The 19,411-nt window shown below is 68.7% G+C and carries 20 protein-coding genes; 5 read left to right on the forward strand and 15 right to left on the reverse strand.

The genetic code is table 11. The annotated features are described in order from the left end of the window. Nucleotides 1-24 precede the first annotated feature (24 nt). Nucleotides 25-351 (reverse strand): YkgJ family cysteine cluster protein, encoded by a 327-nt coding sequence (locus ASC81_RS19375; RefSeq protein WP_056270686.1) that lies wholly within the window; start codon nt 349-351, stop codon nt 25-27. Between the two features lie 81 nt (nt 352-432). Between ASC81_RS19375 and ASC81_RS19380 the strand changes: the two genes are divergently transcribed. Then, the gene (locus tag ASC81_RS19380) at nt 433-1,080 is read left to right on the forward strand and encodes a plastocyanin (protein ID WP_235533713.1); all 648 of its coding nucleotides are present in this window, start codon (nt 433-435) and stop codon (nt 1,078-1,080) included. Nucleotides 1,081-1,087: 7 nt separating this feature from the next. On the opposite strand, the gene atpE is transcribed toward ASC81_RS19380, so the two are convergent. The 11 genes from atpE to ASC81_RS19435 all read right to left on the reverse strand — a co-directional run bounded on the left by atpE (nt 1,088) and on the right by ASC81_RS19435 (nt 12,763). Continuing rightward, nucleotides 1,088-1,330, reverse strand: a complete 243-nt coding sequence (atpE, locus tag ASC81_RS19385; RefSeq protein ID WP_056270691.1) for a F0F1 ATP synthase subunit C — start codon at nt 1,328-1,330, stop codon at nt 1,088-1,090. A gap of 96 nt (nt 1,331-1,426) precedes the next feature. Continuing rightward, nucleotides 1,427-1,834 (reverse strand): Hsp20/alpha crystallin family protein, encoded by a 408-nt coding sequence (locus ASC81_RS19390; RefSeq protein ID WP_082536659.1) that lies wholly within the window; start codon nt 1,832-1,834, stop codon nt 1,427-1,429. A 24-nt stretch (nt 1,835-1,858) separates the two neighbouring features. Next, on the reverse strand, nt 1,859-2,305 hold the full coding sequence (locus tag ASC81_RS19395) for an Hsp20/alpha crystallin family protein (RefSeq protein WP_056270694.1): 447 nt from the start codon (nt 2,303-2,305) through the stop codon (nt 1,859-1,861). Between the two features lie 135 nt (nt 2,306-2,440). Beyond that, on the reverse strand, nt 2,441-3,889 hold the full coding sequence (locus tag ASC81_RS19400) for a bifunctional serine/threonine-protein kinase/universal stress protein (protein ID WP_056270697.1): 1,449 nt from the start codon (nt 3,887-3,889) through the stop codon (nt 2,441-2,443). Continuing rightward, the gene (locus ASC81_RS19405) at nt 3,889-4,665 is read right to left on the reverse strand and encodes a metallophosphoesterase (protein WP_056271803.1); all 777 of its coding nucleotides are present in this window, start codon (nt 4,663-4,665) and stop codon (nt 3,889-3,891) included. The genes ASC81_RS19400 and ASC81_RS19405 overlap by 1 nt, the downstream gene beginning before the upstream one ends. Nucleotides 4,666-4,709: 44 nt before the next feature. After that, nucleotides 4,710-7,142, reverse strand: a complete 2,433-nt coding sequence (locus tag ASC81_RS19410; RefSeq protein WP_156392307.1) for a fused MFS/spermidine synthase — start codon at nt 7,140-7,142, stop codon at nt 4,710-4,712. 148 nt (nt 7,143-7,290) lie between these two features. Beyond that, nucleotides 7,291-7,917 (reverse strand): putative 2OG-Fe(II) oxygenase, encoded by a 627-nt coding sequence (locus tag ASC81_RS19415; RefSeq protein WP_056270698.1) that lies wholly within the window; start codon nt 7,915-7,917, stop codon nt 7,291-7,293. Continuing rightward, nucleotides 7,914-8,894 (reverse strand): HupE/UreJ family protein, encoded by a 981-nt coding sequence (locus tag ASC81_RS19420; protein WP_056270701.1) that lies wholly within the window; start codon nt 8,892-8,894, stop codon nt 7,914-7,916. Before ASC81_RS19420 ends, ASC81_RS19415 begins: the two co-directional genes overlap by 4 nt. Continuing rightward, nucleotides 8,891-9,748 (reverse strand): peptidyl-prolyl cis-trans isomerase, encoded by an 858-nt coding sequence (locus ASC81_RS19425; RefSeq protein WP_056270704.1) that lies wholly within the window; start codon nt 9,746-9,748, stop codon nt 8,891-8,893. Before ASC81_RS19425 ends, ASC81_RS19420 begins: the two co-directional genes overlap by 4 nt. Before the next feature lie 169 nt (nt 9,749-9,917). After that, the gene (locus tag ASC81_RS19430; RefSeq protein WP_056270708.1) at nt 9,918-12,194 is read right to left on the reverse strand and encodes a hypothetical protein; all 2,277 of its coding nucleotides are present in this window, start codon (nt 12,192-12,194) and stop codon (nt 9,918-9,920) included. A gap of 119 nt (nt 12,195-12,313) precedes the next feature. Then, nucleotides 12,314-12,763 carry a copper chaperone PCu(A)C gene (locus ASC81_RS19435; RefSeq protein WP_162245931.1) on the reverse strand — a complete coding sequence of 150 codons (450 nt, stop codon included), beginning with the start codon at nt 12,761-12,763 and terminating at the stop codon, nt 12,314-12,316. Nucleotides 12,764-12,947: 184 nt separating this feature from the next. Between ASC81_RS19435 and ASC81_RS27960 the strand changes: the two genes are divergently transcribed. Further along, on the forward strand, nt 12,948-13,526 hold the full coding sequence (locus ASC81_RS27960) for a PEP-CTERM sorting domain-containing protein (RefSeq protein ID WP_056270713.1): 579 nt from the start codon (nt 12,948-12,950) through the stop codon (nt 13,524-13,526). Nucleotides 13,527-13,589: 63 nt separating this feature from the next. Here the strand turns inward: ASC81_RS27960 and argF are convergent, their stop codons facing one another. Together argF and ASC81_RS19450 are read right to left on the reverse strand one after the other, a co-directional pair. Next, nucleotides 13,590-14,552 (reverse strand): ornithine carbamoyltransferase, encoded by a 963-nt coding sequence (gene argF / locus ASC81_RS19445; protein WP_056270716.1) that lies wholly within the window; start codon nt 14,550-14,552, stop codon nt 13,590-13,592. After that, a complete protein-coding gene (locus ASC81_RS19450; protein ID WP_056270718.1) occupies nt 14,549-15,754 on the reverse strand; it encodes an aspartate aminotransferase family protein in 1,206 nt (401 codons plus the stop codon). Before ASC81_RS19450 ends, argF begins: the two co-directional genes overlap by 4 nt. A gap of 150 nt (nt 15,755-15,904) precedes the next feature. Here ASC81_RS19450 and ASC81_RS19455 point away from each other — a divergent pair, with 150 nt between their 5' ends. Further along, nucleotides 15,905-16,243, forward strand: a complete 339-nt coding sequence (locus tag ASC81_RS19455) for a DUF3579 domain-containing protein (protein ID WP_056270720.1) — start codon at nt 15,905-15,907, stop codon at nt 16,241-16,243. After that, entirely contained in the window at nt 16,240-17,196 is a 957-nt protein-coding gene (locus ASC81_RS19460) for an alpha/beta fold hydrolase (protein WP_156392309.1), read from the forward strand. Before ASC81_RS19455 ends, ASC81_RS19460 begins: the two co-directional genes overlap by 4 nt. 235 nt (nt 17,197-17,431) lie before the next feature. Here ASC81_RS19460 and rpsT read toward each other — a convergent pair whose 3' ends face one another. Next, entirely contained in the window at nt 17,432-17,728 is a 297-nt protein-coding gene (rpsT, locus tag ASC81_RS19465; protein ID WP_056270726.1) for a 30S ribosomal protein S20, read from the reverse strand. Between the two features lie 120 nt (nt 17,729-17,848). Between rpsT and murJ the strand changes: the two genes are divergently transcribed. Continuing rightward, nucleotides 17,849-19,411 carry a murein biosynthesis integral membrane protein MurJ gene (gene murJ, locus ASC81_RS19470; protein ID WP_056270729.1) on the forward strand — a complete coding sequence of 521 codons (1,563 nt, stop codon included), beginning with the start codon at nt 17,849-17,851 and terminating at the stop codon, nt 19,409-19,411.

The following is a 19,411-nucleotide window of genomic DNA, read 5'->3' on the forward strand; positions in this document are numbered from 1 at the left end:
AGATCGACAGCGGCCCGTGCCGCGTCAGATCGGCAGGAGCCCGTGCCGCGCTCGGGCCCGCGCGCAGGCGTCGTCGCCAATGCCCATGGGCGCGCGTTCGCCAAACTCCCGGCAGGGCGACGGGCGCCATTCGTGGATGCCGCAGCTCGCCTTCACACCCACCTGACCGCTGAGGGCCGCGCAGCGCGGCTGGGCGTGGTCGGTGCCGCGCATGCGCATCAGGCGGCCGGTCAGTTCCGCCGCCAGGCCGTCGGGGACGCGGCCGCCTTCGCTGTCCAGCTCGCTGCGGTCGAAATCGACGCGGAAGCTGGCGCAGCACGCGCCGCAGCTCAGGCAGGGGTTGTCACTCATCTCGCCAGTGTAGGCAGCGGGTGACACTGGGCCGCCTCCGCTTCGCTGTCCACCATGCGCGCCCTTTCCATCTTTGCCCTGATGTCCGCGGCTGTAACCGCCCAGGCGGCCGACCTGACCGTGACCGTGCTGGACCGCAACGGCAAACCGCTGGCCGATGCCGTCGTGCTGGTCGACAGCAGCGTGCCGGGCCCCCGGCCCGCGCCCGCGATGGAAGCCAACGTCAGCCAGGAAAAGCTGCGCTTCATCCCGGCCGTCACCGTTGTCGGGCTGAACGCCAAGGTCAGTTTCAACAACCTCGATACCTGGGACCACCACGTCATCCTCGGCGTGATGGGGCCCGGCGGTGTGTATGTCGACCCGGGGCTCAATACCCAGTTTCGCCTGGCCGGGCGCCTGGCGGGCAAGGCGCCGGCCAGCGACAGCAAGGTGCTGAGCCAGCCGGGCCCCTACCTGCTGGCCTGCCACATCCACAGCTCGATGCGCGGCCATGTCTATGTGTCCGACACACCCTGGGCCAAGCTCGTCGGCGGCGCTGACGGCAAGGTGTTGATGCAGGCCCTGCCGGAAGGCCCGGCGCGGGTGCGCATCTGGCACCCGGACCAACTCATCGATGGCGCACCGACCGCGGTGCAGCTGGCCGCCACCGGCAATGCGGTGACGATCACCACGCAGATCGCGCCGGCGCGCAAGAAGCGTCCGGCTGGCGACCCCTACTTCGGCGGCTGAGGCCGCCTCAGCGGGCGAAGGGGTTCGCCGTCGCGAACCAAAGGCCGATGCCGGTGGCGATGATGAAGGCGCCATCGGTGACGCCCACCGCCAGGAAGTACTTGGTCTGCAGTTCCGGCGCGATCTCGGGCTGGCGTGCGATGCCCTCCAGCAGCTTCATGCTGGCCAGTCCGATGCCGATGCAGGACCCGAACGCAGGAATGCCAATCAGCAGGGCGACGGCGAGGGGCAGGACATCAAAGGCGGGCATCGTGGGCTCCTGGCTGTGGGATGCCAGAAGTCTGATGCCCGGCCCGCGGCGCGTCGATGACCCCGCAGGTCATGGATGCGCCGCGCTGCGGCGGCGTCAGGCCGCCGAGACCTCGATGCGCCGCGGCTGAGCGTGTGCCTGCTTGGGGATGCGCAGCTTCAGCACGCCGTCCTTCAACTGCGCTTCGATGCGCGACGGATCCAGCTCGCGGCTGAGCGTGAAGCTGCGGCGGTAACGCGGCAGCCGCACCTCGGCGTAGACCGCCTCCAGCCCGCCGGGTGCCGCAGCATCGACGTTGCCTTCGATAAGCAGGGTGTCGGCCTCGACGCGCAGCTCCAGCTGCTCCCGGGTCACGCCGGGCAGGTCGGCCAGCAGCGTGATGCCGGTGTCGTCCTCGCTGACGTCCACGCGTGGGGTCAGGGCGCGCTGGCTTTCGCCATCAGCGCCGTTGCGGGCCGGCGCGCGGCCACGGCCGGTGTCGGTTTGAACAGCGTTGTTGCTCATGGTGTGGGTCCTTTCCGGTGGTGCTTACTGGATGGCGATGCGGCGCGGTTGGGCGCTGGCCTGGCGGGCCACGCTGATGCGCAGGATGCCGTCGCGGTAGCTGGCCTTGACCTGGGCCGCATCGGCATCGTCGGGCAGGCTGATGGCGCGCCGGAAGCTGCCGCTGAAGCGCTCGCGGCTGTAGGTGCGGGCGCCATCCTCCTGCGCTGTGGCGGCGCGCTCGCCCGAGATGCTCAGCACGCCGCGGTCGACGGTCACGTCGAGCTTCGCCGCGTCCAGGCCGGGCGCGAAGGCGTAGATCTCCACGCTCTCGGGCGTGTTGCCGACGTTGATGGCAGGGAAGGCGCCCGGTGCGACCGAGCGAATGCTCGACGGCGCACCGACCGCGCCGAAGTGCTCATCGAATTCGCGGTGCAGGCGGTCGAAGTCGGAGAAGAAGCTGGACGGAAAAGTCCAAAGCGACGAGTACATGCAAGCCTCCTTTCAAGTTGCGATGCCGGGCCGGCGTGCAAGGCCAAGCGCTGCGGGCATCAGCGCCGACTTAGGAGCTGCTCGCGAGGTTTCAAGAGGCGGTGTTGCAGCCCGTTTCAGCCGCCCACCGGGGGCTCAGGACGCAGCGGGCTCGCGCACGACGGTGACCGTGCAGTCCGACTCGGCCACCACCTGGCTAGACACGCTGCCCAGATAGCGCCGCAACGCCGACGCGCCGCGGGCGCCCATGACGATGTGGTCCACGCCGTTGCGGCGCGCGAAATCCACCAGTGCGTCGGCCACGTCGGGGGCTTCCAGCACGTGGAAGGTCAGCCGGCCGTCCGCCAGGTCCAGCGCCTTGCTGATCGGTCGCGCCCAGTGCTTGAGCGCGATGAGCTGCTTCACGTGCAGGCTCTGGCCGTGCTGGTCGGTCAGCTCGTCGATGCCGATGCGGTTGATCTTCATGACCGACACGCAGGCCAGACGCGCGCCGGTCTCGGTCTGCACGATGCGGCGCACGGTCTCGCACAGCTGCGCGCGCAACTCGTTCGTGCCGCGGTCCACCTCGACGGCGGCCATGACGATGGGGCTGCGTGCCAGCTGTTCGGTCACGGCTGGGACCGCGGCCGGGTCGGCGCCGAGTGCGAAGAACCAGCGCTTCATGCGCAGCATGGCGCCGCTGACCCGCAGCTTCTCGGCCCGCGCCGTCAGCACCACGCCAGTGGGCTCTCGCAGGTCCAGCGCCAGCTGGGCGGCGCTTTGATAGCGCTTCTCGGGCTTCACTTCGAGGCAGTGCAGGATGATCTCCTGCAGCCAGGGCGGCAGCTCCGGCCGGATGGCGCGCGGCGGTACCGGCTCGACGTACAGGCGCCGTCGCAGGCCGCGCACCGAGTCCGGTTGGCCGAAGGGCCGCTCGCCGGTGGCCAGGTGATAGAGCATCACGCCCAGCGCGAACAGGTCGCTGCGGGGATCGCTGCGCACGAACTGCACCTGCTCCGGGCTCATGTACGGCCCCGTGCCCATCGGCAGCGTGAACTCCTCTTCCAGCAAGTCGGGCAGTTGCTCGTGGCGGCTCAATCCGAAGTCCACCAGCACGGCCGTGCCGTCGGGCCGAAACATGATGTTGCTCGGCTTGATGTCCAGGTGCACGACATGTTGGCGGTGCAGCGCCGCGAGGGCCGTGGCCACGCGGGCGCCGATGTCGGCCACTTCCTCGGGCGGCAGCGGCGCGTCGTCCAGGCGCGGGCGGAGCGTCTCGCCGGGAATGTGCTCCATGACAATGAAGGCCTGGCGGGTCCAGTCGCCGCGCGCCACGAAGCGCGGCACATGGGGGCCGCTCAGTTGCGGCATCAGCATCTGCTCGACCTCGAAGCCGACGATGGTGGCCGGGTCCTCGCCGCCCTTGATGCGCGGCACCTTCATCAGCAGTTCGATGCCGCCGTCGTCGGTGCCATCGACGCGGCTGACTCGCCACAGGTTGGCCATGCCGCCCTGGTGCAACCGCGCCTCCAGCCGGAAGCCGTCAAGCACCTGGCCGACTTGCAGCGGCGCGTGCTGGGCGGACAAGGGCGGATTGGTGGTCATCACTCGCCCAGCGTCAGGCGGCGCGCCAAGCGCTCGGCAATCAGTGGCGGCAGATCGGTCGCCCGCAGCGCTGCGCAGGCCGCCTCGACGTCATAGGCGACGCGCTGAAAGGTCATGCGGGCATCGTCCAGGTCCGACTTGCCCGGGTCCAGCAAGGCGTAGCAGGCTGCCGGGTTGCCGTCGCGCGGCTGGCCGCAGGAGCCCGGAATGGCCAGCCACTGGCGGTGGGCCGGCAGCGGCATTGGCACGCCGGCCACGGGTCGGAAGTCACCCGCCTTGCCGGTGCCCGAGAGGTGGAAGAGCATGGGTTCGTGCATATGGCCGCAGACCTGGATGCGCGCCGCGCTGGCGTGCAGGCTTTTTACCGCCTCGGCACGGCCTTGAACATATTCCCAGCCCATGGGATCGAAAGCGTTGGCGTGCACGAACAGGCAATGGCCCGGCTCGCCATGGGCCTGCAGCGGCAGCCGCGACAGGAAGCGCAGATGTTCCTCGCTGAGCTGGGCGCGCGTCCAGTCGACGACGGCGCGTGCGTCGGGGTGCATGCCCGGCATGCTGCCGCGAGCGACGGCCTCGTCATGGTTGCCCATCACGGCGATGGCGCCGTCGGTGACCAGATCTACAACTTGGTCCAGCACCCAGGCCGGGTCGGCGCCATAGCCGACGAAATCGCCCAGCAGTGCATAGCGGGTAGCGCCCTGGGCGCGAGCGTCGGCCAGCACGGCCTCGAAGGCCTGCCGGTTGGCATGAATGTCGGTGATGAGAGCCCAGCGCATGGGGCGCAGCTTGCCACGCCGGACTGACACCGGGCCGACGCGGCTCAAAAACCGGCCAGATCGGGGCGGATGCGGGCCATCGCTTCGAGCAGTTCGCGGGCGGCCACCGGGTCGCTGGGTGCCAGGGCTTGCGCCAGCCGGCGCAGCGGCTCGGCAGCGGGCTGGAAGTCGGGGCTCTGGCGCAGCACGGCCAGCAGTGGCTGGCCGACGCGGGCCAGCATGACGCCCGGGTCGGCACTCGGCGCGGTGCGCCGGCCCAGGTCCAGATAGCCATGGCGCGCCCGGGCATAGGCGGTCAAGCGGCCAGACAGGGCCGCATCGGGCACGGCCAGCAAGGTACTCGCGTCGACATTCACCTGGCCCAGCAGGGTGAGCAGACGGTCGCGCGGCGTCGAGTCGGGCGCATAGGTGATGCGCGGCGCGCGGTAGGCCACCCAGGGCCGGTCATCAGTGTTCAGCGGCGCGTCGCCGGCCAAGCGCCGCAGCGCGGCGGCGTCGGCGACGAAGCTGCCGAGCACGGCGAAGTCGTCAGCCAGGCCGAAATCAGCCGCCAGCCCGGGCTTGGTCGCCGCTGGCGCAAAGCGCGTGCCGCCGGCGCGGCCGACCAGGCCGATGGTGGGCGTGTCCAGGCTGTTGCTGGCCAGCACGGCCGCGCCGTCGGGGAAGGCTTGCAGGAAGGCGGCCGCGATGCTGCGCAGCGTGTCGATGTCGAGCTGGTGCAGCGGCAGCCATTGGCAGAAGACACCCCGCGGCGCGAGCCGCTCGCGCACGGCTTGAAAGTGCTCGACCGTGTAGAGCGCCCCCGAGCCGCTGCGCGCGGGGTGAAAGTTGTCGGAGACGACGACGTCGTAGCGTCGCCTGGCGGTGCGAACATAACGTCGTGCATCAGCGGCATGCAGCCTTGGCTGGGGGCCGGGGCCGAGCGCCGACTGGAACAGCGCCGAGGCCTCGATGACCTCGGGCAGCAGCTCGACCGCGTCGACCTGCACGCCCGGCATGCGCGCCGCCACGCCGGCCGTGATGCCCGAGCCCACGCCAAGGAAAAGGGCCTGCCGGGGCGCCGGGTGCAGCAACAGCGGCAACACCGCCTGCCGACCGTCGACGAAGACCGTGGCACTGCTGCCCTCCTGCTGCCGGTTGTTGATGTGCAGCCGCGCGACGCCGGCGGCGTCTTCGACGACGCTGACCGCGGCCATCGCGCCGTCCCGGTAGCTGAGCACGCGGCCACCTTCAGGCAGGGTGATGAAGGCCAGCGGCGGCGCGAACAGCGCCAGCGCCACGGTGGCCGCAGCCGGCAGGCACCACGTCGCACGGCGCCACGCCGGCACCAGCAGCAGATAGCCCGCGGCGACCAGCAGCAATGCGAGCTTCGGGCCCAGCCCGGCCACCAGCACGACGCCGAACAGCGGCGCGGCCAGCATCGCGCCCAGGGTGTTGACGCAGAGCGCACGGCTGAACGGGATGCCGGCCGCGGCCGCGTCGGCGCTGAGCTGGCAGAAGAGGGCGCCCATCAGCAGCGTCGGCAGCGCGAACACGGCGGCGGCCAGCAGCGCCTCGGTGGCCAGGGCGCCGACCAGGGTCTCGGGTTGCAGCGCCGCCTTGATGGCTTCGGCGCCCAACATCGCGGCCATGCCGATCAGGCAGCTCAGGGCCAAGGCCTGCAACAGTCGCGGCGTGTCGCGCAGCGGCGGCCAGCGCGCAAACGCCGCCGCACCCAGTGCGCTGCCGGTCAGGTAGACGGCCAGCAGCAGGGCGAAGGTGTAGACGGTGTCCTCGGCGACCTGGCTGAGCACGCGCACCGCCAGCACCTCATAGGCGATGCCGAGCAGGCCGGTCAGCGCCAGCATGGCCAGCGGGCGACTGGAGCTGGCCGGGCCCAGCAGCGGCGTGGGGCGGGCCTGCAATGCGGCGCCGGCCAGCAGGGCGCAGCCGAAGTTGAGCGCCACGCAAAGGCCGGCGCTCATCGTCAGCCCCCAGGCGGGGATCAGCCAGAAGGCCGTGGCCAGCACGCCGGCGACCGCGCCCAGCGTGTTGGCGGCGTAGAGCGGCGCGACGCCGGACGTGCCGATTCGCGCCATGGCCGGCAGCGTCGCCCCCATCGCCGCGGTGGCCGGCAGCAGCAGCAGCAAGCTCGCACCGAAAGCCACGCTCCAATGCCACAGCGGCGTCGCATCGGGCCCGATGAGTGCGAGCGCAGCCTTGCTGGCCACCGGCATCGCGGCCATCAGCACTGCGCCCCACAGACCGATCAGCGCCTCGCAGCCGGCATACCAGCGCAGCGGCTGGCTGCTGGCCTCGATGCGCCGGCCGAGCAGCAGCGATCCGACGGACAGCCCGCCGAAGAAGGCGGCGACAACGGCCAGCACGGCGGCCGATTCGTGGCCGAGGACGAGGCCGAACTGCTGCGTCCAGACGATCTGGTAGCCCAGCCCGGCAAAGCCGGACGCGGCCATCAGCACAAGGGCCAGCCAGTTCATTCGGGCCGAGCGCCGGGCCGCTCCCAAGCCGGCCCGTCATGGCGATGTGCTTGCCGGTCAATCCGGCAAGCATCGCCGTCCGCTCGGGGGACCGACTTGGCTCGTCCGCGTTCAGCGGCGCGAGACGGGGCGAGGGGCAGCATTTCTTTCAAGCGTTGAAGCTCAGTGTGTAGCCCCAGCTCTCCAGCCGCGTCGGGATCGCGTTGAACGCCAGGCTGATGCGGCGCCCGCCGGCATTAGGCGGTACGGCGTGCATCAGGTAGCTCGGGAACAGGATCAGGTCGCCGGGGGCGGGCGAAGGGCTGACCCATTTTTCGGCGTTGTAGGGCCCGGTGGCCACACCGGCGTGGTCGTTCTTCAGCGTGAAGTCATGGCCGCCGGGCGACTTCATGAAGACGGTGCGCGCCGAGTCGTGCGTCTCGGTCAGGTAGACCACCCCAGACGCAAAGCTGTTGGCATGGTTGTGCATGGCCTGGCGGCCGCCGGTGTCCAGCACGTTGACCCACATCTCCTTGATGGCCCAGCCCAGGTTCTCGCCGAACAGCAGCCGCCCGAACTCCGTGATCTTGGGCGTGATGAGCGCGGCGGCCTGCACGAGCAGCGGGCTGTCGGCCGGCTGCAGCATGCGCGTGTGCGACAGCGCCTCGGAGCTGTTGTTGTGCTCCAGCGCACGCGTGCTGAAGTGGTCCACGAGGGCGTCGACGAGGGGTGCTGGCAGCACGCCGGGCGCGCGCAGCAGCGGGATGGGAAAGAGGCCGATCACCTCATCCGTCATGCCACCACCGCCGCAACGCGAAGCCAGGACCAATACGCCGCCAGGCCGCCGATGCCGTACAGCGACACGGTGCGCAGCCGCTGCGCCGCCGGCCAGCGGTAGCTGAGGCGCCACAAGCACCAGCAGGCGCCGACGGTCATCAGCTGGCCCAGCTCGACGCCGAGATTGAAGGTCAGCAGGGCCACGAACAGGTGGTTCTCCGGCAGGCCGATCTCCTGCAGCGCGCCGGCAAAACCCAGCCCGTGCACAAGGCCGAACAGGAAGGCCACGAGCGCCGGCCAGCGGCGCGCGAGCGTCTGGCGCCTGTGCATGGCCTCGGCGGCGACGAGGACGATGGACAGCGCGATGGTGGCTTCGACCGGCGCGGAGCTGAGCGTCAGCCAGCCGAGTGCGCTGCTGGCCAGCGTCAGGCTGTGCGCAGCGGTGAAGGCGGTGATGGTCCACACCAGGTGGCGCCGGAAGCCGACCAGAAAGAGCAGTCCGACGACGAAGAGCAGGTGGTCGATGCCGCCGAGGATGTGCTCGACGCCCAGCAGCGCGTAGGCGGTGGCGATCTCGCCCATGCCGCGCGGGTCGTCGGCGGCACCGTAGAGCTGCACCGCCGGCTGGGCCTTGGTGAGTGTGTAGACGCGGTTCTGGCCGTCCAGCCAGAAGACGCGGATGACGGCGGCCGAGTACCGGTCGCCCACGCCCTTGACCGACAGCGTGCCGGACAGACCACGGTCGCCACAGCGCAGCGCATTGCCCTGGGCGTCGCAGCTGGCCGGCCAAACCGGTGTCAGGTCTTGGGCCAGCGGCCGTTTCTCGCCGGCCATCCATTGCCAGATGAATTCACCGCGGCGGGTTTCGTGCAGCTGCATCTCGGCCATGCTCATCTCGTGAGCCAGCGAGGGCAGGGCGGCAGCGGCCAAAGCAAGCAGCAGGGCCGCGCGCAGCCAGGTCAGCAGGCGCGAAGCGACAGGTGTGGGGGCACTCATTTCGCGGGCGCCTCAACCTTGACGGTGTACTTCTTGGCCAGGGCGGCCACGGCAGCGCTGCGTTGCTCGGCCAGGGTGGCGTCCGTCCAGTCCTGCAGCACGATGCCGCGCAGGGCCTCGAAGCTGGCGGGTCGGGCGGCGCTGCTGGCCTCCAGGCGCACGGCGTGCCAGCCGTCGCGCGACTGCAGGGGCAGCCACTGGCCGGGGCTGGCGTTCTCCAGCGCCTTGGCGAAACCCTCGCCATAGCTCTGCAGCAGGTTGCTGTGCGGCCGGCCCTTGAAGACGCGCAGGCCAGCCTTGGTGTCGCCGGGTGTGCCGTTGTTCAGCAGGTCGACGAAGGCGCGCACGGCGGTCTCGCCGGACTCGCCGCCGAGCACGGCTTCCTGGAAGTCGAAGCGGGCCGGCTCGTCGTACTTGGCGCGGCGCTTCTCGAACCAGTTGCGCAGCACCTCATCGGTCACCGGCGGCAGCTTGGTGCCGCCGTCGACGACGCTGAGTGCCTTGAAGATGACGCGCTCGCGAATGGCTGTGTCGCCCTTGTCGAGCTGCAGGGCCAGGCCTTCTCGGTAGAGCACCTCGTTGTCCAGCCACACTCTGCGCAGCGCGTTGATCTCGTCGGCATCGGGCTCGTGGCCGCGCTTGGCCTTGAAGATCTCGCGCGCCTCGGCGTCGACCTCGGCGCTGATGACGATCTCGTTGGCTGTGTCGCCATCGCCATTGACGAGGCGGTCGACGCCGAACAACGCCGCACCGATCAACAGGAAATGCAGCAGCGGTTCACGGATCCAGTCGGGACGTCGCGGGTCGGCGCGGCGCGCCTGGGTGGCCGAGGTCAAGGGAAGCTGGGCGGACATGGATCTCTAAGCAGGGCAGCCAACAGGTCGCGGATGCTATCGACGCTGCAAGACAAAACGACGACAAAGCCGGTGCTGCGCAGCTCGGGCCCGGTCTATCAACGAAGAAGGGGTGCCGCATCGCTGCGGCACCCCTTTTTGGCGAGCCGGGCTCAAGCCCGCGCAGGCATCACTTCACACCGGCGACGGTGATGGCCTTGGCCACTTCGACGTAGATCGGGTTGCTGTAGAACCAGAGGTCGGCCCAGGCGGCGACGTCGAAGGACACGGCCTTCTGGCCGGCGATGGGGTTGCCGGCACCGGTGGCGGTTTCCATGTGGGCGGGGCAGCCGTTGATGGTGCCGGTGGCGAAGGTCGCGCCCGCGGCAGGCTGGTTCGTGGCGGGCGTCGTGCACGGGATGCGCAACATCGTCGGGTCGATGGCGTTGGTGTAGACGTCGGCCAGCGGGTTGCCGTTCGCATCGGTCTCATAGGGCACGGCGGCCGGCATGTTGGTGCCGCGCAGACGGACGTACTGCGAGGCCTGAACGGCCGGGATGCGCAGGCTCATCTTCAGGAAGACGCTGTTGTCCACGCCCGACTGGACCGGGGTCCACACCGAGCTGCCGTTGCCAAAGGTCTTCAGCACGGCCGTCGAGGTGTTCTTGGCAGCTGCCGGCACGGTGGCCAGGCCGGTGGTCGTGCCGTCGGCCTTGAGCCAGTCGGCGTTGCGCGGCCATTCGCCGGCGTAGTCGGGCGCGCCCGGCATCTTGTAGCCCGTCACCAGGCCACGGATCACGTCGACGTGGTCGAGGACCGGCTTGTTCAGCGGCTGGTTGATGCCGACCTGGGCCAGCGACGGGTTGGCGAAGCTGTAAGGCGCGTAGTTGGCACCGTCCGGATCGCGCAGCACGATGGCGACGACGATGTCGGCGCCCGGGCGAACCACGAGCTTCTCGCCCATGGTCGCGCAGCCGGCCTTGTCGATGTCGGTGCCGTTGGTCGCCGCGGCGATGGCCAGAGCTTCGACGGAAGCATTGCTGCGCGCGCCAACACCTGGATAGGAAGCGCAGGCGATGAAGGCCAGGCGGTCGATCAGCTGGCCGCTGGCGGCCCAGGCGTTGCCGGTGCGCAGGCCGTCGACGATGGTCTGTGGGCGCAGCTTGTCGGCACCGTTGCGCACCATCACATAGGTGCGTTGGTACTCGCCGGGCAGGAAGTCCTGTGTGGAGCGGCGGTCGTCCGGGCCGAACTGGCCGCGGTTGTGCCAGTCGGAGCTGGCGAAGAACCACCAGTTGCGGCCTTCGCCGAGCAGCGCATCCCAGACGCCGCCGAGCTGCCCCGCATAAACGCCGGTGCCGCCGTAGGTCGTGCCGCCGACGGAGTCGGTCAGCGTGCCGCCAATGTTGTTGCGACGCTGGTGGTATTCGCCGCGCGCGTCGGAGGCGCCATGGCCCGGTTGCGACTCGAAGCCGAAGGCGACGGCCGGCGCGGCGTTGTTGAGGTTGCGAAGGTGCTCGACGTTGAAGCCGTTGTTGCCGTTCGGGTTGAACGGGCCGGCGCGCTCCAGGTGGGCGGGCACGTAGTAGCTGGACTGGCCGTGGAAGTTGGCCATCCACTTCATCGCTTCCACGGTCTTGAGGTGGCCGCGCGTGCCGACGCCGGTGCCGCTGGTCGGGACGAGCTTCTTGCCGGTGGCGCTCCAGCCGATGGCAGCGGACGTGGAATCGGCGCTGGCGGGGTTGGTGCAATCCCAGTTGTTGCCGTTGGCCGAGCCGGTCACGTTGCCGCGACTGGTGTCGGTGTCGTTGCGGTCGAAGCAGTAGGACCACTTGGACAGCGCGTTGGCATCGCCCAGCGCGACATAGCCCGGTGCCGTCGGCAGCGTGGCGGTGTCAATGGCCGGCGGCATCTGGCCGCTGACGATGGCCATGGAGCTGTGCTCGTGGCCGGCGACGACGGATTCCAGGCCGAGGAACATCGGCGCATTGGTCTTGGCCGCGAGGTATTCGAGCTGCGGGTACTGGTACTCCTGCAGCGACTGCCAGCGCCACATGTTGCCGTTGCCGCCCACGCCGCCGCCATCACCCTTGAGGTTGGCTGCGCCGATGCTGTTGGACCAGCTCGTCGTCGGGCCTTGGCCTGCAACGTGCGGGTAGGCCGGCGTGGACAAGGATGCGTCTTCGGCCAGCGTGCAGTTGCGGTTGCCGCGGCCGCCGTGGCCGGCTTGCACGAACCAGTCCAGACCCCAGGGCGAGTCGGCGGTCTTGTCGGTGGACTTCTTGACCAGCTTCTGCATGGAGATCGCGCCGTCCGAGCAGGTGGTGTGGTTGTGGAAGTCACCCGCCACGTATTTGCCGGCGACCTTGCCGGCGGCAGTGGCAACGGTCGGCACGATGACGACGGCACTGCCGAGCGCCGCGACGGCGGCCAAGGCGATCTGGCTCTTGCTGAGGAAATGAGGCATGAAGCGGCTCCGGGAGAGGAAATGGGGGAGGCGTGGGACCGGCGGATGCTAGGAAGCGGTCGTGACCTGGGCGTGACGGCTCCGCGACGGCTGGCGAGCCGAAGCCGCCTCGGCCAGGTTCAGCGCAAGCCGGCGTAGTCGACGTTGAGCGCGACCTTGACCGGCTCGGCGAACTCGAAATGAAGGTGCAGCGGATAGCTGCGGCCGACCTGCAGCGGCTGCTGCAGATCGAGCAGTTCGATGTGAAGGCCGTCCTCGGTCAATTGCAGCTCCTGGCCGGCGCGGATCAACAGGGACAGGCCTTGCGCGCCAGCATCGGCAGCCGCGCCGACGAGGCGGGCGCCACCGGCGACGGGGGTCTTGATGCCGATCAGCCGGTCGGTCCGCTGCACCTCGTCAAAGCGCATGCAGAGCTTGGCGGTGTCGGCGTCGACGCGGCTGGCGCGGGTCCACGGATGCCAGATGCGCAGATGACTGCTGAAGAACTCGCAGCCCAGAGCGGGGCTGCCAATGCCGGCGGCGCCAAGGGCGATCAACAAGTGGCGGCGGAGCAGGGGCGGTGGGGTCATGGCAGCGCGCGACGGACGAAGCCGGGAACCATCGCAGCCGCCGATGACAGGCGCGTGAACCGACGTGGCGCCCGCCGCTGCCTTCATCGCGTCATGCGGCTGTCGTCTTTGGCCACCAAACTCCGGCCCGACATAGACGCCGCGGCCTCGGCCGCCCCAAACCCTCTCAGCTCTGGAGTTCTCGATGAAGCTCGCCACCCTCGCACTGGCCCTTGGCCTGGCCTCGCCGGCCTTCGCGGCCACCCCGCTGTCCGTTGACTTTGAGAAGTCGTGGTCTTACGGCGAGGAAGTGGCGGACGCCTACGTCGCCGACGGCGTGTCCTTCACCAATGTGCTGGGCCTGTCCAACGATGTCGACTTCAGCTACTTCGGCAATGCACCCTCGCCGCTGGGCGTGGCCTTCGTGCAGCTGGACGGCGTCGTCAACACCGCGGCTTACATGAACGTTGCCACCGGCGTCGCCGGCGGCCTGAGCTTCTTCTACTCGACGCCCAGCGCAGCGACGGGTGCCATCAAGGCCTACTCCGGCTTGAACGGGACGGGCACGCTGCTGGGCAGCATCGACCTGGGCGTGAATTCCGCCGACTACACCACCTGGAACCAGGCCGTCCTGAGCTTCAGCGGTACGGCCCTGTCCTTCGACCTGAGTGGCGCGGCCAACGCCGTCGCACTGGACAACATCAGCGCCGTGCCGGAGCCGAGCAGCGTCGCGCTGCTGCTGGCCGGCGGCGCCTTGGTGCTGGCCCGCCGCCGTCGCGCCTGACCGGCCGAGCGGCCAAAAGAAAAGCCGGCTGTGCGCAGCCGGCTTTTGCTTTGAGGTGAGGCGTCAGCCAATCCGCCCGAGCAGCAGGTACTCCATGAGTGCCTTCTGCACGTGCATTCTGTTTTCAGCCTCGTCCCACACGACCGATTGCGGACCGTCGATGACGTCCGCCGCCACTTCCTCACCGCGATGCGCCGGCAGGCAATGCATGAAGAGGGCGTCGGGCTTGGCGCGGGCCATCATGTCGCGGTCCACGCACCAGTCGTTGAACGCCGCCTTGCGGGCTTCGTTCTCGGCCTCGTAGCCCATGCTGGTCCACACGTCGGTGGTGACCAGGTCGGCGCCGACGCAGGCCTCGCGCGGGTCCTTGAAGACCTTGTAGCAGCCGGCGTTCTTCACGCCCGCCACCACCGGGTCGACCTCGTAGCCGCTGGGCGTGCTGACATGCACCGTGAAGCCGAGGATCTCGGCCGCCTGCAGCCAGGTGTTGGCCATGTTGTTGCCGTCGCCCACCCACGCAACGACACGGCCTTTGAGGCAATCCATGTCGATGGCACCGCGCCGGTCCATGCCGCGGTTCTCGATGAAGGTGAACAGGTCTGCCAGGATCTGGCACGGGTGGTACTCGTTGGTCAGCCCGTTGATGACCGGCACGCGCGAGTGCGCGGCGAAGGCCTCGAGCTTGCTCTGCTCGTAGGTGCGGATCATGACGATGTCGACCATGCGGCTGATGACGCGCGCGGAGTCTTCCACGGGTTCGGCGCGGCCCAACTGGCTGTCGCCGGTCGTCAGGTGCACAACCGAGCCGCCCATCTGGTACATGCCGGCCTCGAAGCTCACGCGCGTGCGCGTGCTGGCCTTCTCGAAGATCATGGCCAGCGTGCGGTCCTGCAGCGGCTGGTATTTCTCGTAGTTCTTGAAGCGGCGCTTGATGATGGCGGCGCGTTCGAACAGGTGGGCGTACTCCTCGGCGCGGAAGTCCTTGAATTGAAGGTAATGGCGCATCAATGCGTCTCCCGGCTTCATGGCTTGGGCTGGCCGAGAAGCGCCTTGATCAGCGGCACCAGGCGGGCCGCAATCTCGCGCGCTTCGTCATGCGTGAGGATCAGCGGCGGCAGCAGGCGCACGACGCGATCGGCGGTCACGCTGATGAGCAGGCCGGCGTCCAGGCACTGCGTCAGCAGCACGCCGGCCGGGCGGTCCAGTTCGATGCCCAGCATCAGGCCCTGGCCGCGGATTTCGACCAAACCTGCCTCGCCTGCCAGGCCGTCGGACAACGCGCCGCGCAGCGTGGCACCGACGGCTTCCGCGTTGGCCAGCAGGCCATCCTCTTCCATGATGGTCAGCGTCTCGATGCCGGCGCGCATGGCCAGCGGGTTTCCGCCAAAGGTCGTGCCGTGGTTGCCCGCCTTCAGCACGCCGGCCGCACGCGGGCCGCAAACGACCGCGCCGATGGGCACGCCCGAACCCAGGCCCTTGGCCAGCGGCATGACATCGGGCTTGATGCCGGCCCATTGATGGGCAAACCACTTGCCGGTGCGGCCGATGCCGCATTGCACTTCGTCGAGCATCAGCAGCAGGTCGTGCTCGTCGCAGACGCGGCGCAGCGCCTGCAGGAACTGGACGCGCGCGGGGTTGATGCCGCCTTCGCCCTGGATGGTCTCCAGGAAGATGGCGGTGATGTTGGGATGCGCAGCAATCGCGGCTTCCACCGCTGCGACATCGTTCAGTGGCACGCGCACGAAGCCCGGCACCAGCGGCCCGAAGCCGGCCTGGATCTTGGGGTTGGCGGTGGCCGACAGCGTGGCGATGGAGCGCCCGTGGAAGGCGCCTTCGAAGACGAGGATTTCCGGCGCTGTGTTGCCGCGGTCGTGGCCGAACTTGCGGGCGATCTTCAAGGCCGCCTCGTTGGCTTCCAGCCCGCTGTTGCAGAAGAAGACGTTCTCCAGCCCGGAAATTTCGCAGAGTTTGCTGGCCAGTCGAGACTGCAGCGGCGAGTGGTAGTAGTTGCTGGTGTGAATCAGCTTGCCGATCTGCTCTTGCAGCGCCGGCACCAAGCGCGGATGGTTGTGGCCCAGCGTGTTGACCGCGATGCCAGCCAACCCATCCAGCAGTCGTCGGCCCGTGGTGTCCCAGACCCAGCAGCCCTGGCCGTGCGAAAGCGCAACGGGCAGGCGGCCGTAGGTCGGCATCACGTGGGCGTCGGACGGAAGGGGATCGGCGTTCATCGGGTCTCCGAAAAGGGTCGAGGAAAAGTGGGCTTTTGATTCTAGAGTCCGGCACCGCGGCATTTGCTGCGCCGCAGCAGATGAGGCTGTGCCGAGGCACAATACAGGTCTTTGGCAGCGGCGCCCCGCTGTACCGCACAGCCCCCGTCCATGACCGTTGCCCCCCCGCCGCGCGAAGTCTTCATCCAAGGTGTCACCCTGGATGGAAAAACCTTCCGCCCGAGCGACTGGGCCGAGCGGCTGGCCGGCGCGATGTCCTGCTTCCGCCCCGGTGGTACCCGCGGCGGCATCGGTGCCTTCATCGGCTATTCGCCGCTGTGCGTCCCCACCGTCATCAACGGCGTGAAGTGCGTCGTCGTCAACGAAGACCTCAAGCGCCTTGAGCCGATGGCCTGGGACTTCGTCATGAACTTCGCCCGCGACAACAACCTGCAGGTTGCTGAAGCCTGTCTGCTGCCTGATGGGCCAGGCGGCAAGTCGGCCGTTTGAGGCGGGTTAGCGACATTCCCGGGGTTTGCGGCCGCGCGTCGCCGTTATCCTCGTCGGCTACGTTTCGACACATGCCGACAAACCTCAGCGCCGCTCCCATCGCCAGTCCGGTTCCCGCCGTGCCGACTTTGGGTCATGCCGAGCTGCCGGCTCCGCAGGGGCCGGTCTGGGTGCTGCTTCGCGGCCTGTCCCGAGAAAGCGGTCACTGGGGCGTCTTCCCGGAACATTTGCTGCGCGAATTGCGCGCTCAGCAACCCGACTCCCAACTGTTGATGCTGGATCTGCCTGGCAATGGCACGCTGCGTCGTCAGGTCAGCCCGACGCAGGTGTCGGTCATCGTCGATGCCTGCCGCGCCGAACTGCAGCGGCGCGGCGTGAAGGGTGCGGTGTCCCTGATCGGCATGTCGCTCGGCGCCGCGGTCCTGAGCGACTGGGCCAACCGTTATCCAAATGAAGTGGTGGCAGGGGTGCTGATCAACCCCAGCCTGCGGCCGTTCAGCGAACTCTTCCGGAAACCACGGCCGCTCAATTACCTGGAGCTGTTGCTCCTGTCGCTGAGCCGCTTCAGCGCCCGCCTGCGCGAGGAGCGCGTGCTCAGCCTGACGACGCGGTTGACGCCCACGCAGGCCGTCATCGAACGTTGGGTGGAGTTGCAGCGCTTGCATCCACTGGGCGTGCGCAATACAGCGCGCCAGTTATTGGCCAGCATGCGCTATCGCGCCAGCCGCACGCGTCCGGCAGCGCCGATGTTGCTGTTGTGCAGCAAGGCTGACAACCTGGTTGACTGGCGTTGCTCGCAAGCGATCAGCCGGGCCTGGGGCGCGCCGCTGCGCTTGCACACCAGAGCTGGTCACGACTTGCCGCTTGACGACCCGCAATGGGTGGCCCGCGCGGTGGCGGAATGGCTGCGTGACCGCAGCATTCAGGGCGTGGAGCCGGGCGAGTGGCACTAGACCGTTGACCCCTCGCCCAGTCGCGCCTGCTGAACGCGGCGAGCTTGGTCGGTCCTCCGCGGTGACGAGGCTGTTTGCGGCATTGAGCCGCAAGCAGCCACAGGCGGGCCGGCTTGGGGCGGCCCGGCGCTCGGCCCGAAACCGCCATACCGATTCACAAGGCCCGTGCGGCGGGCCCAAAGCAGAAAGCCCGCTTTCGCGGGCCTTCGGCCTTGCACCAGAGCTGGATTGGGTATTAGGCGGCGAGCGCCTTGATCTTGGCGGACAGGCGGCTCTTGTGGCGAGCGGCCTTGTTCTTGTGGAAGATGCCCTTGTCGGCGACCGAATCGATCACGGCCTGGGCATTCTTGAAGAGATCAGCAGCCTTGGACTTGTCGCCTGCGGTCACGGCCTTCTGCACGTTCTTGACGACGGTGCGGAACTGCGAACGCAGTGCCGTGTTGGCGGCATTGAGCTTGGCGTCTTGACGGACGCGCTTGAGGCCCGATGCCAGGCGGACCGTCTTCTTCTTGGCTTTGGAGCTGGTTGCCATGCTGTATCTATACCCAGTTGGTGCAAAGACAATGAGTATAGCCTGGAATCTCAGTTGAAGCCAAGCGGCTGGGCCGAGTATCCAACGCGGCGCCATTCACGACACAGATAATCCGCCGCCATGAATCTGCTGCGCGCTGCGTCGACCATATCCCTGCTGACCCTGACCTCGCGCATCACCGGCCTCGTCCGTGAAACCATGGTGGCCGGCCTTTTTGGCGCCACGGCGATGACCGACGCGTTTCTCGTCGCATTCCGGATTCCCAATCTGCTGCGCAGGCTGTTTGCTGAAGGCGCATTTTCCCAGGCCTTCGTCCCGCTGCTGGCTGCCACAAGGGCGAGCGAGGGAGAGGCCGCAACGCACCGGCTCATCGATGCGGTCGCAACGGTGCTGTTGTGGGCATTGGTCGTGACGTCGGTGACCGGCGTCATCGCTGCGCCGCTGTTGGTCCTGCTGCTCGGCTCGGGTTTGCCGAGCGAGGCCTTCGACGCCTCGGTCGTCATGACGCGATTCATGTTTCCCTACATCGGCTGCATGTCGCTGGTGGCGCTGTCGGCCGGCATCCTGAACACCTGGAAGCGCTTCGTGGTGCCCGCCGCCACGCCAGTGCTGCTCAACCTCAGCGTGATCGCCGTCGGCTGGTCGCTGGCCGGGCCGCTGGAGCGCGCCGGCTATCCGGGCATCTATGCGATGGCCGTTGGCGTGATGCTGGGCGGCGTGCTGCAGCTGCTGGTGCAGTGGCCGGCGCTGCGCGCCGTTGGCGCCATGCCCCGCATGAGCTTGAGCTGGCGCGGCTTTCAGGAGTCGCGCGCCAATCCTGGCGTCGGCCGCGTCATCCGCGGCATGGGTCCGGCGCTGCTCGGCGTCGGCGTCTCGCAGCTGTCGCTGATGATCAACACGCAGATCTCCAGCCATCTGGGCGAGGGTGCGACTTCCTGGTTGAACTACGCCGACCGGCTGATGGAATTCCCCATCGGCCTGCTGGGCGTTGCGTTGGCGGCCGTGCTGACGCCGCAGCTGTCCGCCGCCCAGGCCGGGGGGCTGACCGAGCGCTACAGCCATCTACTGGATTGGGGGCTGCGCATGGTGATGCTGCTGGCGCTGCCCTGCGCCGTGGCGCTGTTGGTATTTGCTGAGCCGCTGACGGCCGTGCTCTATCACCGCGGCAAGTTCTTGCCGTCCGACGTGGTGCACACCGCGCAATCGGTCATGGGCTGGGGCATCGGCCTGATCGGTTTGATCGCCATCAAGGTGCTGGCGCCGGGCTTCTATGCGCGCCAGGACACCGGCACGCCGGCCAAGATCGCCATCGCCGTGCTGCTGCTGACGCAGGCGCTCAACATCGTCTTCGTGCCCTGGATCGGCGTTGCCGGGCTGGCCTTGTCCATCGGCGTTGGCGCGCTGGTCAACGCCGGCTGGTTGCTGTGGGGCCTGATGCGGCTGGGCAGCTACCGCCCGTCCCCGGGCTGGCTGGCATTCGGGGTGCGCGTGCTGCTGGGTTCGGCGGCGATGGGCTTGCTGCAATGGCAGCTGGCGACCCGGCTGGACTGGATTGCACTTGGCGTGAACGAGATCGAAAGGGCACTCGTCATGGCGGCCAGCCTGGCTTGCAGCGCAGTTCTGTACTTCGGCGTGCTGCTGCTCGTCGGCATGCGGCCGAAGGCGCTGGGGCGACCCAGCTGA

This window comes from Pelomonas sp. Root405, from assembly GCF_001425165.1.
Lineage (GTDB): Bacteria > Pseudomonadota > Gammaproteobacteria > Burkholderiales > Burkholderiaceae_C > Pelomonas.